Annotated in this window: 10 protein-coding genes; 7 read left to right on the top strand and 3 right to left on the bottom strand. The window is 75.1% G+C overall.

Annotation, left to right across the window (positions count from 1 at the left end; all coding sequences use genetic code 11):
- The first annotated feature begins 4 nt into the window (after positions 1 to 4).
- The 3 genes from FZ103_RS02210 (at position 5) to FZ103_RS02220 (ending at position 6,158) form a co-directional block, all read left to right on the top strand.
- Complete coding sequence (locus tag FZ103_RS02210; protein WP_186355728.1) at positions 5 to 4,591, top strand: alpha-(1->3)-arabinofuranosyltransferase; 4,587 nt, start codon at positions 5 to 7, stop codon at positions 4,589 to 4,591.
- The gene (locus FZ103_RS02215; protein ID WP_155998297.1) at positions 4,588 to 5,640 is read left to right on the top strand and encodes a DUF3068 domain-containing protein; all 1,053 of its coding nucleotides are present in this window, start codon (positions 4,588 to 4,590) and stop codon (positions 5,638 to 5,640) included. Before FZ103_RS02210 ends, FZ103_RS02215 begins: the two co-directional genes overlap by 4 nt.
- An 83-nt stretch (positions 5,641 to 5,723) precedes the next feature.
- Positions 5,724 to 6,158 (top strand): PPOX class F420-dependent oxidoreductase, encoded by a 435-nt coding sequence (locus FZ103_RS02220; protein ID WP_155998299.1) that lies wholly within the window; start codon positions 5,724 to 5,726, stop codon positions 6,156 to 6,158.
- 39 nt (positions 6,159 to 6,197) lie between these two features.
- On the opposite strand, the gene FZ103_RS02225 is transcribed toward FZ103_RS02220, so the two are convergent.
- The gene (locus FZ103_RS02225; RefSeq protein ID WP_155998666.1) at positions 6,198 to 6,929 is read right to left on the bottom strand and encodes a class I SAM-dependent methyltransferase; all 732 of its coding nucleotides are present in this window, start codon (positions 6,927 to 6,929) and stop codon (positions 6,198 to 6,200) included.
- Between the two features lie 101 nt (positions 6,930 to 7,030).
- A complete protein-coding gene (locus FZ103_RS02230; protein WP_343233334.1) occupies positions 7,031 to 7,777 on the bottom strand; it encodes a class I SAM-dependent methyltransferase in 747 nt (248 codons plus the stop codon).
- A 175-nt stretch (positions 7,778 to 7,952) separates the two neighbouring features.
- Between FZ103_RS02230 and FZ103_RS02235 the strand changes: the two genes are divergently transcribed.
- Complete coding sequence (locus FZ103_RS02235) at positions 7,953 to 10,028, top strand: hypothetical protein (RefSeq protein WP_186355685.1); 2,076 nt, start codon at positions 7,953 to 7,955, stop codon at positions 10,026 to 10,028.
- A gap of 104 nt (positions 10,029 to 10,132) precedes the next feature.
- On the opposite strand, the gene FZ103_RS02240 is transcribed toward FZ103_RS02235, so the two are convergent.
- On the bottom strand, positions 10,133 to 11,548 hold the full coding sequence (locus FZ103_RS02240; protein ID WP_186355686.1) for an acyltransferase: 1,416 nt from the start codon (positions 11,546 to 11,548) through the stop codon (positions 10,133 to 10,135).
- Between the two features lie 314 nt (positions 11,549 to 11,862).
- Here FZ103_RS02240 and FZ103_RS02245 point away from each other — a divergent pair, with 314 nt between their 5' ends.
- From FZ103_RS02245 to FZ103_RS02255, 3 genes are all read left to right on the top strand, one after another.
- Positions 11,863 to 12,777: a DUF3068 domain-containing protein gene (locus tag FZ103_RS02245; protein WP_155998303.1), complete on the top strand. Its 915-nt coding sequence runs from the start codon at positions 11,863 to 11,865 to the stop codon at positions 12,775 to 12,777.
- Between the two features lie 20 nt (positions 12,778 to 12,797).
- The gene (locus tag FZ103_RS02250; RefSeq protein ID WP_155998305.1) at positions 12,798 to 13,781 is read left to right on the top strand and encodes a decaprenyl-phosphate phosphoribosyltransferase; all 984 of its coding nucleotides are present in this window, start codon (positions 12,798 to 12,800) and stop codon (positions 13,779 to 13,781) included.
- 118 nt (positions 13,782 to 13,899) lie between these two features.
- Positions 13,900 to 15,273, top strand: coding sequence for an FAD-binding oxidoreductase (locus FZ103_RS02255; RefSeq protein WP_155998668.1), 1,374 nt, complete (start codon positions 13,900 to 13,902; stop codon positions 15,271 to 15,273).
- The last annotated feature ends 32 nt before the right edge of the window (positions 15,274 to 15,305 follow it).

Raw genomic sequence — 15,305 nt, forward strand, 5'->3', positions numbered from 1 at the left:
ACCCGTGCCCGCCCACGACCCCGACCGCAGCCGGCCCGGCACGCCCGACACCGGCGCCGACTCCGGCAGCGGCGCCGCGCCGCCCCCCGAGGACGCCGCGCTGCTGCGCCGCCTCAAACTGCTCGGCGTCTGCCTGCTGCTGTGCGGGCTCGCGCTGAGCCTCGACCCGGCCAAGATCGTCGGCGACACCAAGATCGACCTGACGATCAACCCCCTGGGCTTCCTGGAGCGCGCCCTCCACCTGTGGGACCCCGCCTACTTCGGCCAGCTGCAGAACCAGGCCTACGGCTACTTCTTCCCCAACGGCCCCTTCCACGCACTGCTGATCGCCCTGGACATGCCCGAATGGCTCGTCCAGCGCGTGTGGATGTCGGTGCTGCTGTGCGCGGCCTTCCTCGGCGTCGTCAAGGTCGCCGAGGCGCTGGGCATCGGGACCCTGCACACCCGCATCCTGGCGGGCGCCGCCTACGCCCTGGCACCCCGGGTCCTCACCCTGCTGTCCTACAACTCCGCCGAACTGCAGCCGATGATGCTGCTCCCGTGGATCCTGCTGCCCCTGATCCACGGCACCCGCCGCGGGCGCCCGCCGGTGCGCACGGCGATGCTGTCGGCGCTGGCCTTCCTGTTCTGCGGCGGCACCAACGCGGCCTCCGAGCTGGCCGTCCTCGTGCTCCCGCTGATCTACCTGCTCACCCGCGCCCCCGGCCCGCGCAAGCGGCGGCTGCTGGCGTGGTGGCTGACGGCGCTGTTCCTGGTGTCGTTCTGGTGGATGCTCCCGCTGCTGCTCATGGGCCGCTACGTGTTCTCGTTCATGCCCTACACCGAGGACGCGGCCACCACCACCGGCGTCACCACGCTGACCAACACCCTGCGCGGCGCCTCCAACTGGATGGGCTATGTGCCCGTGCCCGGTCAGCCCGCGCTGCCGGCCGGCGCGGAGCTGTCCACCGACCCGTGGATGGTCGCGGTGACGGCGCTGGTCGCCGGCCTGGGCCTGGCCGGGCTGCTCAACCGGGGCACACCCGAGCGGCTGTTTTTGATCACATCGCTGCTCACCGGCACGGCGATCGTCGTCGCCGGCTACACCGGCACGCTGACCGGCCCCTTCGCCGAGCCGATGCGCGAGCTGCTCAACGGTGCGCTCAGCCCCTTCCGCAACATCCACAAGTTCGACGCGCTCATCCGGCTGCCGGTCGTGCTGGGCCTGGCCCAGCTGCCCGTCGTCCTCGCCCGCGACACCGCCGACCGCAACCGAGCGCGGGCCGCCGCGCAAGAGCGGCCCGCACCCGAGCACGCCGCCGCGAACGGCCGCCTCGGCGCCGCCCCCGGCGCGGTCTACCGCGCCTCGTCGGCGGTCTGCGCGCTCGCCCTGGCCGCCACGCTCACCCCGGTGGCCACCGTCGGAGTCGCCACCCCCGGCGGGTTCGAGCGCATCCCCGGTTACTGGCACGAAGCCACCCGCTGGCTGGACTCCCACGGCCGCATGACCATGGCCGTCCCCGGATCGGCGCGCGGCGAGTACATCTGGGGGCGCCCGATGGACGAGCCGATGCAGCCGCTGATGGAGACGGCCTGGACCAACCACCAGATCATCCCGTGGGGCTCGGCCGGGGTCTCCCGGCTCAACCACGAGATCGACCAGCGGATCTCGTCGGGGCGCGGCTCCGCCGGGCTCACCGCCGCCCTGGCCCGCATGGGGGTGACCCACCTGCTGGTGCGCAACGACCTGGAGCGCGAGGGGCTCAACGGCGGCTGGCCGGCCCGGGTGCACCAGGCGCTGGCGGACTCGCCCGGCATCTCCCGCGCGGCCTCCTTCGGTCCCGTCGTCGGCTCCACCGGCGTCCAGCAGGCGTCCCAGTGGTACGACCAGCCCTACCGGGCGCTGGACGTCTACACCGTCGAGGGCGCCGCGCCGCGCGTGGGCACCGTGCCCGCCGACGGCGCGCTGCGGGTGACCGGCGGCCCCGAAGCCCTGCTCGACCTCGCCGAGCAGGGCGTGCTGCCCGGCGACCGGCCGGTGATCATCGGCGACGACCCCGGCGCCGAGCGGATCGCCCCCGAGAACACGGTGGTCACCGACACCGCCCGCCGCCGCGAGATCGTCTACTCCGACGTCCGCCGCAACGTCAGCAACACCCTGACCGCGGCCCACGACCGGCGCGACGCCCCCGCCCCCGACGTCTTCGACCCGGCCTGGGACCCCTACACCACGGTCGCGCGCTACGAGGGCATCGCCTCGGTGACGGCCTCCTCCTCCGAGGCCGGCGCGGACGCTCTGCCCGACGCGCGCGATCCCGGCCGCATGCCGTTCGCCGCCCTCGACGACGCCCTCGACACCTCCTGGCGCTCCAGCGCGTTCGCCGGAGCGGTGGGCGAGTGGCTGGAGATCGAGTTCGAGGAGCCCCGCGAGGTCGGCGAACTCGCCATCGCGTTCGAGCAGATCCCCGGCGAACCGCCGCCCTCCCGCATCAGCCTGATCACCGACGACGACCGCACCACCGTCCCGGTCGCCGCCACCGGCGACCCCCAGCGGGTCACCGCACCCTCCGGGGCCACCTCCAGCCTGCGCATCCGCATCGACGAGCTGGCCTGGGAACCGGAGTACAGGTTCGGCACCCGGGTGGGGATCACCGGCATCACCCTGCCGGGCATGGAGGCCGAGCGCACGCTGCGCGTGCCCGGCGTCGAGGGCGCCGGCACGTTCCTGTTCACCGGCTCCACCGGCACCGTGCCCGGCTGCATGGAAGGATCGCGGGTGTGGGTGTGCAACCCCGATCTCGCCGTCCAGGGCGAGGACGTCTACACCTTCGACCGCACCTTCGAGGTGACGGGCCGGGCCGCCGACGGCGAGCACACCGTCACCGGCCAGGCGGTCGTCACCGACCCCCATGACGTGGAGAACGCCGCCAACCGCGCCGGCGGCTACCCCAAGGTGTCCTCCTCCTCGACCTCCGTGGACCACCCCGCCGCCATGGGCCGCGGCGCCTTCGACGGCGACGACGCCACCGTGTGGTACCCCGACCCCGAGGAGGACCAGCCCTGGCTCGACGTCGAGCTGGGCGAACGCACCGAGATCGGCGGGCTGCGCGTGGACTTCCCGCGCCCCGACTCCCTCTCCCGCCCGGTCGAGGTCACCGTCGAGGCCGGCGGCACCGTCCGCAGCGGGTGGCTGGACGGCAGCGGCCGGCTGGGCTTCGAGCCGGTCACCACCGACCGGCTGCGCATCACCTTCGACCCGCCCGAGGCCCAGCCACTGGAGGTGCGGCGCATCGCGCTTCCCGACGTGGAGCCGCTCCCGCCGGTCGAGGGCGGCAGTGCGGCGACCCCCTGCGGTCTGGGGCCCGTGCTGCGGGTCAACGGCGAGCGGGTGGAGACCCGCATCGTCTCGGGCACCCTGAAGGACCAGGTCGGCGGGGAGCCGCTGCGCTACGAGAGCTGCTCGCAGGTGCCGGTGCACCAGGGCGCCAACCGCCTCGTGGTCGAGCCGGGAAACCAGTACCAGGTGCGCTCGGCCGTGTTGAGCGGCGCCGACTCGGCGCTGTCCGGCGCCGTCGCGCAGGCCGAGGGTTCCCAGGACGGCGACAAGGGCGGCGGGGCGCCGGCCGGCGGCGTCGAGATGGCGGGGGTCTCGGCGATGTCGGGGTGGAGCAGCAGCGAGCGGCGCTTCACCGTCGACGTCGCCGAGGACAGCTACCTCGTCGTCAACGAGAACTTCAACGAGGGCTGGGAGGCCGCCGTCGAGGGGCGCGCGGCGCCGCTGGAGCCGGTGCGCCTGGACGGCTGGAAGCAGGCCTGGCGGCTGCCCGCCGGCACCTCCGGGCAGGTCACCCTCCGCTACACCCCCGACAGCGCCTACCACGCCGCTCTCGCCCTGGGCGCCGCGTTCGCCCTGGTGGTGGCGGTGCTGGCCGTCCGGCGCCCCGCACACGACAGGACGCCCCGACGCGTCCGCCGGCGCACGGCCGCACGCGGCGCGGCCCCGGCGCCGACCGCGAAGCGGTCCCTCCTCGACCGCGGGGCCGCTCTGCCGGGCGCGGGCCCGGGGCGGCTGCCGCGCACGGTGCTGATCCCCCTCGGCCCCCTGTACGGGCTGTGGGTGGGCGGTGCCGCCGGAGTTGGCGCCTTCTGCGCGGCCCTGCTGCTGCTGTGGTGGCTGAGCCGGTCGCCGTCGCGCAACCTGCGCCACGCCAAACCCGAGCGCCCCGCCCTGGGAGGGCGGCTGCTGCGCGTGCTGGCCGGCCCCTGGCCGGTCGTGGGCTGCCTGACCGCGGCCGGCGTGGCGCTGGGAGCCGGCACCTATCTGGCGCACCACATGCCCTTCCACGACATCAGCGCGCTGCTCAGCGAACCGCTGCGCGAATGGGTGCCGCAGGCGCTGTGCCTGCCGGCGCTGGTGCGGCTGGTCGTCGCCCTCGGCGAGATCCTCGGGCCCGCCGACCCGCTCGTCGACGCCGAACCGCCCTCCGACGCGGCGGCCGCCGCGCACGGCCCGGCCGGCGACGGCTCCGGCACCCGGGCGCGGCCGCCCGAGGCCGCCGGCGCCCGCGCCGCCGGCGGGCAGGCGGGCACGGCCGAGGAGGTGCGCACATGAACGGCCGCGCCGCCGCCGAGGTGCCCGCCGCGGGCGGCACCGCAGGCCCGGCCCGGGCACCGGAGCCGGGTCCGCGCCGCCGGCAGCGCGTCTACGCGGTCCTGGCCCGCAACGCGCGCCTGATCGCCCTGGCCGCCGCGGCGTTCCTGCTCACCTCCGCGCTGCTGCTGCGCTTCTACGTCGCCGGCGAACTGGCCGAGATCCCCGCCCGCACCGAGCGGACCCTGCGGCTGACCGACGACTCCGCCTCCTACCTGGACACCGGTACCTGGAAGACGGTGCGCGACGTCCCGGTGGTGCGGGCCACCGAGGTGCAGGGCGGGCTCGCCCCGGGCAACCCCGACTGGGCCACCTGGCACCTGTCGACGTCGGTCACCAGCCGCGGTGCGACGCTGGCCTACAGCGACCGCCGCGTGATCGTGGACCGCACCACCGGCATGGCGGTCAACTGCTGCGGCGAGCACGTCGACGGCGACCGCGCCGTCCGCCAGGCCGGCCTGGTGCTGCCGTGGCCGGCCGGCGGCACCTGGCAGGAGTACCCCTTCTACGACGCCGGCATCCGCGCGGCGCCGCCCATGGTCTTCGACGGCTACGGCGAGGTCGCCGGGCTGCGGGTGCGCCGCTACGTGCAGCGCATCGACACCACCCAGATCCCCGACTCCGCCCGGCCGGTTCCGGCGCGCGCCCTGGGCGCGGACGCATCGGGCACCGTCACGGCCAACCGCTGGCTGGATCTGGAGCGCACCTACTGGGTCGAGCCGGTCACCGGGCACGTGGTCGACGTCCGGGAGGTGCGCCGCGAGACGCTGCGGCCCGAGACCGGAGACGGCCGGCGCACGCTGCTGGAGGCCGACCTGCGCCTGGCCGACGAGCTGGTCGCGGCCGAGGCCCGCGAGGCCGAGCGGCAGCGCATGCTGCTGCGGGCGGCCCGCGCCTGGCTGCCGGCCGGCCTGGGCGCGGCGGGCGTCCTGCTGCTCCTGCTCACCGCCGCCCGCGCCGCCGTGCACACCCGCCGCGACGGCGCGGCGGCGGACGGCGCCGCCGGTTGATCTCAACCTCGGTTGAGGATCTAGATTCGGGCGTGTCCGTTCCCGCGGCAGCGGGATCCGTGCGAACCCCGAGGAGGCCCACCATGCCCTCGACCGGCACGCCCTTCACCGACCGCGAGCGCGCCTACCTGGACTCCCAGCACATCGGCCGGCTCTCGACCACCGGCCCCCGCGGTCCGCAGACACGCCCGGTCGGGTTCGTGCTCAACGCCGACGGCACCGTCGACATCGGCGGAATCGCGCTGTCCACCACCCGCAAGTACCGCAACATCCGCGAGCGCCCCGACACCGAGGTGTCCTTCCTCGTCGACGACCTGGAGCCCGAGGGTCCCGGTGCCATCGCGCCCGGGTGGGGGCGGGGCGTGGAGATCCGGGGCCGCGCCGAGACCCTGACCGACGTCGACCCGCCCATCGCCCCCGGCGCGTTCAGCCGCGAGGCGATCCGCATCCACCCGCGCCGCATCATCGCCTGGCACCTCGACCCCGACGCCCCCGACCTGCAGGGGCGCGACGTCTGAGGGCGCCCACCGCCGCCGGGCGGTCCCTGGGCGGCGCGCCTACCCGGGGGCCGGGGTGCCGGGCCGCTTGCGCAGGACCAGCAGCAGGTTCCAGGTCACGAACTCGCGCACCAGCGGGACGTGCACGACGGGGCGCATCCACGCCGGCAGATAGCGCGGCAGGACGTCGACCACCTCGACGTCGGAGCGGGTGCGTGCCCAGCGGATCATCCGCGCCGCCGAGACCGCGAACATCGTGCGCCCGAAGTCGTTCTTGGGCCGGCGCCCGGTGCGGCGGGCGAACCGCTCGGCGGCGTAGCGCCCCCCGAGGTAGTGCCACGGCGAGGTCTCGTGGCCGCCCCACGGCGACAGCCACAGGGTGTAGGAGAGGTAGACCAGCCCGCCGGGGCGCGTCGCGCGCACCATCTCCGCGGCCATGCCGGGCGGGTCGCCGACGTGCTCCAGCACGTTGGAGGAGAAGCACACGTCCACCGACCCCGTGCGCACCGGCAGGCTCAGGGCGCTGCCCATGACCGCGGTCTCGGGCAGCCGGCCGTCGCGCAGCCGCAGCTCCCCGGGGTCGGGGTCGACGCACACGCAGCGGGCGCCCGCCGCGCGCAGTTCGTCGGCGAAGTAGCCGGGGCCTCCGCCGACGTCCACCACGACCGCGCCCCGCAGACCGGTGTAGGAGCGCAGTTGGGCGACGGTGTCGCGGGCCAGGGTGCCGTAGAAGTGGTCGGGGTCGGTCTGCTCCTTGCGGAAAGCCGAGAACAGCGCCGCCGAGCGCGCCAGGGTGGCCCGGAACCGCGGGGGAGCCGGGTCGGCGCTTCGCCCCCGGTCCGGCTCGCCCGGCCCGGCGTGCGGGCGGTGGGCGCCGGGGCCCGCGCCGGCGTTCACCGGCCCTCCCCGTCGGGCAGCCACGCGTAGTGCCGCAGATGGAGCCAGTGGTCGCCGCCCCAGTACTCCTGCGAATCGGCGATGCGGGCGCCGCCCGCGGCGAGAACGGCGGCCAGCCGGGCGCGCGGCAGGGGGTGCATGCGCATCGGTGCCGGGTAGCCCAGCAGCCGGCGCTGCGCCAGCCGGATCAGCGGCCACGGCGCGAAGCGGAAGACCAGCCCCTTGAAGGTCGCCCGCTCGCGGTCGGGGACGCCGATCACCATCGCCCCGCCCGGCCGCAGAACGCGCACGAACTCGCGCAGGTAGCCCTCCGCCAGCTTGGGCGGCAGGTGCTGCAGCACCAGGTCGGTGTAGACCAGGTCGAAGGAGTCGTCGGCGAACGCCGCCAGGTCCGGGCGGTCGTTGAGCCGGAAGTCGACGCGCCCGCCGCTGCGGTCCAGGCGGCGCGCCTCGTCGAGCATCGTGGGGGCGATGTCCACGCCCACGACCCGGGCGAAGTGGGCCGCCAATGCATTGGAGAGCCGTCCGGCGCCGCATCCGAAGTCCAGCGCGCGCCGCCGACCGGGCCGCAGCCCCAGCTCGGCCAGCCGGCCCAGAGCCGCATCGATCTCCGCGGCGCCCGAAGCGAGGAACTCGTCGTCGTCCCACCCGCCGCCGCGCTTGGCGGGATCGACGCACACCGCCCACAGCGGCTCGGCCGACCCCAGGCGGGTCCAGTCCGCGCGTACCTCGTCGAGTCCCACGGTGCCACTCCTCGGGGCTGCCCGAGAACCTTGAGTGAACCCAGTTCTCGTGTCGTTTCCGCTGCTCTGCCGGGCCTTCGGCGGCCACCGCGGACCTGGCTGGAACGTGTTGTATTCTGGCACCCCCGCAGCGGGGGGCGTCAACCGGCCGGACACGTCTGCGAAATGGAGCGGCATGAACGACGCCGAGGGCCCCGCCGCGCCCGCGCCCACTCCGCCCGCCGAGCGCGAGCCCGCACCCGAGGCGGCCGCAGCCGAGGGCGCCGGCGCCGCGCAGGCGCAGGAGCGGCCGGACACCCGCGCGGCGGCGCTGGCCGCCCTGGTCAACCGCGGGCTGCGCGATCCCGTCGTGCTGGTGGCCATCGGGCTCATCACCGCCTCCCTGGCGCTGAAGGTCCACGTGCTGCAGGCGGCCTACTTCATCGAGGACGACTTCCTCTTCTTCGGCAACGCCGCCGCCACCGACCTCACCCTCGACTACCTCACCGACCTGCACAAGGGCCACCTGATGCCGGGCGCCCTGCTGCTGACCTACATCCAGGCCGCCGCCGCGCCCTACGACTGGGGGGTCGCCTCGGGCCTCATGCTCGCCGCCCAGGCCGGCGCCTACGCCGCGGTGTTCGCGCTGCTGTGGGAGGTCTTCGGGCGCCGGTGGGCCATCCTCGTGCCGCTGGCGGTCTATGTCGTGGCCCCGCTGACCGTTCCGGTGCTGGCATGGTGGTCGGCCGCGCTCAACGCGGTCCCCTTCCAGCTGGCGACCGCCCTGGCCCTGCTGTGGCTGGTGCGCTACCTGCGCACCGGCGAGGGGCGCTACGGCTGGATGACGGCCGGTGCGGTCCTGCTGGGCATGGCCTTCTCGGTCAAGGCGGTGTTCCTGCCGGTGCTGCTGTTCGCCGTCGCGGCGGCCTTCCTGGTGCCGGGCCGGATGCCCCGGGTGCTCTGGCGCACGGCAGACCGCGACCTGCCCTTCTGGGCGGGGATGGCGCTGCTGTCGGCGGGCTACGGCCTGCTCTACCTGGCCCGGCAGGACACGGCCGAAGGGGAGGGCGCCGGCGTGCCCGACCCCGGCGTCGCCGCGGGGCTGCTGCGGCGCATGCTGGGCGAGACCTTCCCGGTGGGCGTGATGGGCGGCCCGGGCGAGTGGGGGCCGGTCACCCCCAGCGGCGGACTGCTGGATCCCGCGGCCGCCGCGGTGGCCGCCGCGTGGATCGGCCTGCTGCTGCTCGTGCTGGTCAGCCTGCTGGTGCGGCGCCGGGCCTGGCGGGCGTGGGCGGTGCTGGCCGGCTACGTGCTGCTGGTCGACGCCCTTCCCACGGTCATCGCCCGCGGCCGCTACGTGCCCATTGTGGGCTACGACCCCCGGTACGTCGCCGACGCCGCTCTGGTGTTCGCGGTCTGCCTGGCGTTCGCCTACCTGCCCGCGCGCAACGAGGAGGACGCCGCCGGCCGCTGGCGGCCGCCGCGGCGCACGGCGCGGGCCGCGGCGGCAGCGGCCACCGCCCTGATGACGGCGGCGGGTGCTTTCTCCACCTACACCTTCACCGACACCCTCAGCGGCGACCGGGTGCGCTGGTACCTCGACACGGTGCGCAGATCGGTGAGCGAGGTGCCCGCCCGCGCGGGAATCTACCCCACGCCCGTGCCCGAGGACATCGTGCTGCCGTGGAACGGCCCGCGGCGGCTGAGCTCCCACCTGCTCAGCCCGCTGGCCGGGCCGCAGGTGGCCGAGCGCATCCGCAACCCCGAACCGGCGGGCTCGGCCCTGGTGTTCAACGACGCCGGGTACCTGGTGCCGGCCGGACCGGCCGAGGGCAGCGCGTTCTTCGGCCCGCCCGAGGACGAGAAGTGCGTGGCGACGTTCGGCGGCCAGGTGCGCTGGCAGGTGGAGTCGCTGGGCGGGCCGGAACTCGTGCTGACCGTCTCCTATGAGTCCGAGGAGGAGACCGAGCTGGGCGCCGTCCTCGGCGGGGCCTGGGTGACGACCCGGCTGCCCGCCGCTCCCGACGGCGGGACGTGGTACGTGCCGCTGAACGGCGCCGGAACCGAACTCACCCTGCACACCAGCGAGGAGGAGCTGTGCATGCGGTGGGTGACCTTCGGCCGGCTGGACCCGGTCACCGACGGCGACCCGTTCTCCTCGGGCTCCCAGGAGGACGCGGGCGCCGCGGACTCCCAGGACGACCAGCAGGACGGCGGCGGCCGCGGAGACGGCGAGGACGGCGGGAACACCGGCGGTGGCGGGGAAGACTAGCGGCGCCGCCGTCCGGCCCCGGCTCTCCGGCGCCGATCTTGTACCCATGGTCACTTGTGATCGCTCACAATGACCACGGGTACAAGATCGCCGCAGCCTTCAGTTCAGTTGACCGGGGTGCGGCGGCGCGTCTGGCGCCGGGTGCGGCCCTGGGCGCCGACGGCGCCGTACCAGCGGCGGCTGGGCCGTTCGACGAAGCGGTACGTGGCGTCGGCCAGCAGCAGCGTCCCCAGCGTGACCGGGACCAGGTCCAGCCAGAACGACCCGGAGAAGATGTCCTCGCCGGTGAACTCCCGCCACAGGTAGAGCACGACGAACTGCCACAGGAAGATCCCGTAGGAGATGCGGCCGAGGTAGCGCATCACCGGGTGGGCCAGGAAGACCTCCAGCCATGCTCCGCCGCCGGACCGCAGCGGGGGCGGGCCGCCGGGGCGCTCGGGGCGCAGGGCCACCGGGGCGATGACGAAGAACGCGAACCCCATCGCCGCCGCCATGGCGACCAGAGAGATCCACAAGCCGCTGGAGCCGACGAACCGGGGGCCCGCGGCCGGGGTGGCGGCGAGGAGATAGCAGACGCCGGCGAGCGCCCAGCACAGCGTCGCGTTGCGCGGCAGCGTGCGGCACAGCCGGCGCACGGGCCCGTCCGCGCCCGCGCTTTCGCGCCACGCCCACTCGCTGACGACCGCCAGCGCCATCCCCACCGCGAACATGCCCAGGCAGCGGGGCAGCCAGGAGTACATGTAGGGCCGCGGTTCGGGATAGTACTGCGGCAGCAGCGACAGCACGGCCACGGCGGTCAGCCCGGCCAGGCAGAGCAGCAGCCGGCGCGCGCGGGCGTCGGCGCCGGCGCCCGCGCGGCCGGCCGCGCGGGCGCTGAGCACGCCGATCACCGGCAGCAGCGCGTAGAAGCACACCTCCACCGACAGGCTCCACATCTGCCCGAGTCCGTAGGGGCCGGTGCCCACCCACCACGGGTCGGTGTCGAACACGAAGGTCAGGGTGAGGACCCCGACCCAGGGCCAGACGGCGTCGATGTGGTCGCCCGACCACAGCAGCAGCGCGACCGCGGCGACGATCCAGTACGGGGGCAGCACCCGCAGCGCGCGCCGCCACAGGTAGGACGCGACCGGGGGCGCCGGCGCCTGGTCGAGCGCGGAGCGCGCCCAGGGCCGGTAGAGCAGCAGACCGGAGAGCGCGAAGAACAGGGGGACGCCCATCTCGCCGGTGGCGAGCAGGGCGCCGACGACGCCGGGAGCCAGCGCCTCGCCGGTCTCGATGCCGACGTGGAAGACCAGCACCATCAGCGCGGCGATGGCGCGGATGCCGTCGAGCCCTTCGATGTGCCCGCGCACCTGCGGCAGGCCCCACGCGGGGTCGCAGGCGCCCGCCCCGACGGCGGGGGCCGCGGACCGGGGGGAGTCGGGGACCGCATCGCCTGCGCCGGCAGCGTGTCCGGACGCGCCGGCACCGGGGTCCGGCGGCGCGGCGGGCGCGGACGGGTCCTCGGACGGGGCGCTCACAGGCCGGCCCTCCCGTCTGTGTGCTCGGGTTCGGCGGCGGGCGGGGGCGGCGGGGACGCGCCCGGCGGACCGGCGGTCGCAGGGGCTCGGGGGGTTTCGGGGGGATCGGGGCGACGTGCGGCAACAGGGGTCGGTACGGCGCTTTCCGCCCTCGGCACCCGACTAGAACCGGTTATAAATATTCAGCCACGCCGTGGTGACGTTGTCCGCTGTGGAGCAGTACTCTACCCGAAAATGAACCGAGTTCCAGCTTGGTCGTCCCTGCCCCCTGTATCCGCCCCGCCCGCTTCGTCCCGTCACGCCCAGGAGGGCTCATGCGTCGTACTGTCGCGGTCGTCTGCATCGCGTTGGGAGTCTGCCTCCTGGCACTGGCCCCCATGCTGCGGTACTGGACGGCCGACAGCTTGATGAAGGCCCCCCTGGACTACTACAACAAGGCCACCAACCGCGGTGAGGACGTCACCTACTTCAGCGCCGAGGAGCTGGAGCTCATCGAGGGCGCCACAGTCGAGGCCACCACGACGGTGCGCGGCGACGTCGCCGCCAGCGACGAGGACACCGCGGTCTGGGACCAGTTCACCTGGGTCAAGGACATCGACCGCGACTTCGCGATCTCCTCCACCTACCGCCGTGCCGGCCACGACCGCTTCACCGGCAGGGGCGTGGACTGCTGCGACTCCCAGGTCAACGACGACGAGGTCGAGCAGAACGGCCAGATCTTCAAGTTCCCGTTCCTCACCGAGCAGAAGGACTACCGGTTCTTCGACACCACCACCAAGGAGACCCACCCCATCACCTTCGAGGGGGTGGAGGACTACCACGGTGTCGAGACCTACAAGTTCGTGCAGACCATCGAATCGGCCAAGATCGGCGAGCGCACCCTGCCGGCCGACCTGCTGGGCATGGAGGGCGACGGCGACGTCACCGGCGACGAGATGTTCGACCTCACCCGCACCTACTGGATCGAGCCGACGACGGGCGTGCCGATCGGCCTCAGCGAGGAGCAGCACCGCGGCGTGGTCGTCGACGGCGAGGAGCGCCTCGTGCTCTTCGACGGAACCATGGTCTGGGACGACAAGACCGTCGAAGGCCAGATCCAAAGTGCCGAGCAGGGCATGGTCGTACTGCCGCTGCTGCGCACCGTCATCCCCGTCGCCTGCCTGGTCGCCGGCGCGCTGCTGCTCATCGGCGGCGGAGTGCTGATGATCGCGGGCCGCGCCCGGGGGTAGCCGGCCGTGGCGGCGGCCCGATGAGCGGCACCAAGCCCACCGCCCCGCACGGAGCGGGACCCGCCCCGGCCGGGGGCGGCGCCCAAGACGCCGCGCCCGGCCGCTCCAGAGCGCCCGGACGGCGCCGCAGCGCCCGGTCCACCGCCGGCGCGCTGCTGCGTGCCACCCGCCCCAAGCAGTGGCTGAAGAACCTGCTCGTCTTCGCCGCACCGGGCACCGCCGGCCTGCTCACCGAGCCGCGGGCGCTGGCCTGGAGCGCCGCGGCCTTCGTGCTCTTCTGCGCGGCCTCCAGCGGCACCTACCTGCTCAACGACGTCCGCGACGCCGCGCGCGACCGGCTGCACGAGCGCAAGCGCCACCGCCCCGTCGCGGCCGGGCGGCTTTCCCCGGCCGTCGCCGCCGGCGCGGGGGCGGTGCTCCTGCTGGCCGCCGCGGCCTCCGGCGCCGCCACGGGCAACTGGCCGCTGCTGGCCGTCCTCGCCGGCTACCTGGTGCTCACCACCGCCTACACCCTCGTGCTGAAGAACGTCGTCGTGCTGGACCTGGTGGCGGTGGCCGGCTGCCACGTGCTGCGCGCCGTGGCCGGGGGCGCCGCCATCGGCGTCCCGCTGACCCGCTGGTTTCTGATCGTGGTCTGCCTGGGGGCGCTGCTGGTGGTCACCGGCAAGCGCGAGGCCGAGCTGCGCACCCCCGGAGCCGCGCGCACCCGCGACGCGCTGGGCCGCTACAGTCTGAGCTACCTCGCGCAGGTGCGCACCATGGCCTCGGCGGCGATGATCGTCACCTACTGCCTGTGGGCGCTGGACGGCCCGGCCGCTACCACCGCCGCGGTCGTCCACGGCATGAGCATCGTGCCCTTCATCCTCGTCGTGCTGCGATACCACCTGCTCGTCGACCGGGGGGTGGGCGAGGAGCCCGAGGAGATCGCGCTGGGCGACCGCCCGCTGCAGCTGAGCGGGGCCGCGCTGCTGGCGCTCATCGGGCTCGGCGTCTACCTGGAGTGACGCGCGCCCAACGCTCGCGGGGCGGGGCAGCGGCGCCCGCGCCGCCCGGTGTGCCGAGCCGAGCCGCGGGGCAGGACGGAGCCGGACCGGAACACGGGGGAGGACACCGATGGCGGCCATGGCCCGGCGCCGGGCGCTGCTGACCGGCTGGGGACGCACGTCGCCCACCGCCGCCACCGTCTGGCGCCCGCGCACCGCCGAAGAGGCGGCGTCGCTGCTGCGCGCCGCCGCCCGCGAGCCCGCCGCCGCCCGGCGCGGCGCGATCGCCCGCGGACTCGGGCGCTCCTACGGCGACGCGGCCCAGTGCGCGGGCGGTGCGGTGCTCGACTGCGCCGACCTGGCCCCCGGATACCGGCTCGACCCCGGCCGGGCACTGGTCACCGCCTCCGCCGGCACCAGCCTGGCCGAGCTGATGGCCCACCTGCTGCCCCGCGGCTTCTTCCTGCCGGTCGTGCCCGGCACCCGCCACGTCACCGTGGGCGGTGCGATCGGCGCCGACATCCACGGCAAGAACCACCACGCGGACTCCTCCTTCGGCGCCCACGTGCGCGCGCTGCGCATCCTCACCCCTGACGGCGCCCACCGCGAAGCCTCCCCCGGGACCGACCCGGAGCTGTTCTGGGCCACAGTCGGCGGTATGGGCCTGACCGGGGTCGTCACCGAGGCGACGTTCTCGGTCGTGCCCGTGGAGACCTCGGCCATGCGCGTGGACATCGACAGGGTGCCCGACCTCGACGCCGCGCTGGCGCTGATGAGCGCCCACGACGCCGACTACCCCTACTCGGTCTGCTGGGTCGACCTGCTGGCCCGCGGCCCGGCGCTGGGCCGCGGCGTGCTCACCCGCGCCCGGCACGCCCGCGCCGGCGAGCTTGCCCCCGCCGCCCGGCGCGACCCGCTGGCCTATGCGCCGCGCGCGGTGGCGGCCGCGCCGCCGCATGTGCCGCCGCGGCTGCTGGACACCTGGAGCGTGCGGGCCTTCAACGCCGCCTACTACGCGCGGGCGCCCCGCCGCGGGCGGGGCCGCATCCAGCAGCTCTCGTCGTTCTTCCACCCGCTGGACGCCGTGCGCGGCTGGAACCGCCTCTACGGCCCGCGCGGCCTGGTGCAGTACCAGTTCGCCCTACCCTTCGGCGCCGAGGAGGAGCTGCGCCGCGTCGTCGCCGCCCTCGCGGCGGCCCGCGCGCCGTCGTTCCTCACCGTGCTCAAGCGGCTGGGGCCGGGCACCCCCGCCCCCCTGTCGTTCCCGATCCCCGGCTGGACCCTGGCCCTGGACCTCCCCGCCGAACTGCCCGGGCTGGCAGCGCTGCTGCACCGGCTGGACGAGCGGGTGCTGGCGGCGGGCGGCCGCATCTACCTGGCCAAGGACAGCAGGGCCCGAGCCGCCGCCGTGCACGCGATGTACCCCCGGCTGGAGGAGTGGCGCGCCCTGCGCTCCCGCGTGGACCCCGACGGCGTCCTCGTCTCGGACCTGGCGCGCCGCCTGGAGCTGTGAGCGGCGCCCGCCCGGCGTCCGCGTGCGGGCGG

It is taken from the genome of Streptomonospora sp. PA3 (assembly GCF_009728995.1).
Lineage (GTDB): Bacteria > Actinomycetota > Actinomycetes > Streptosporangiales > Streptosporangiaceae > Streptomonospora.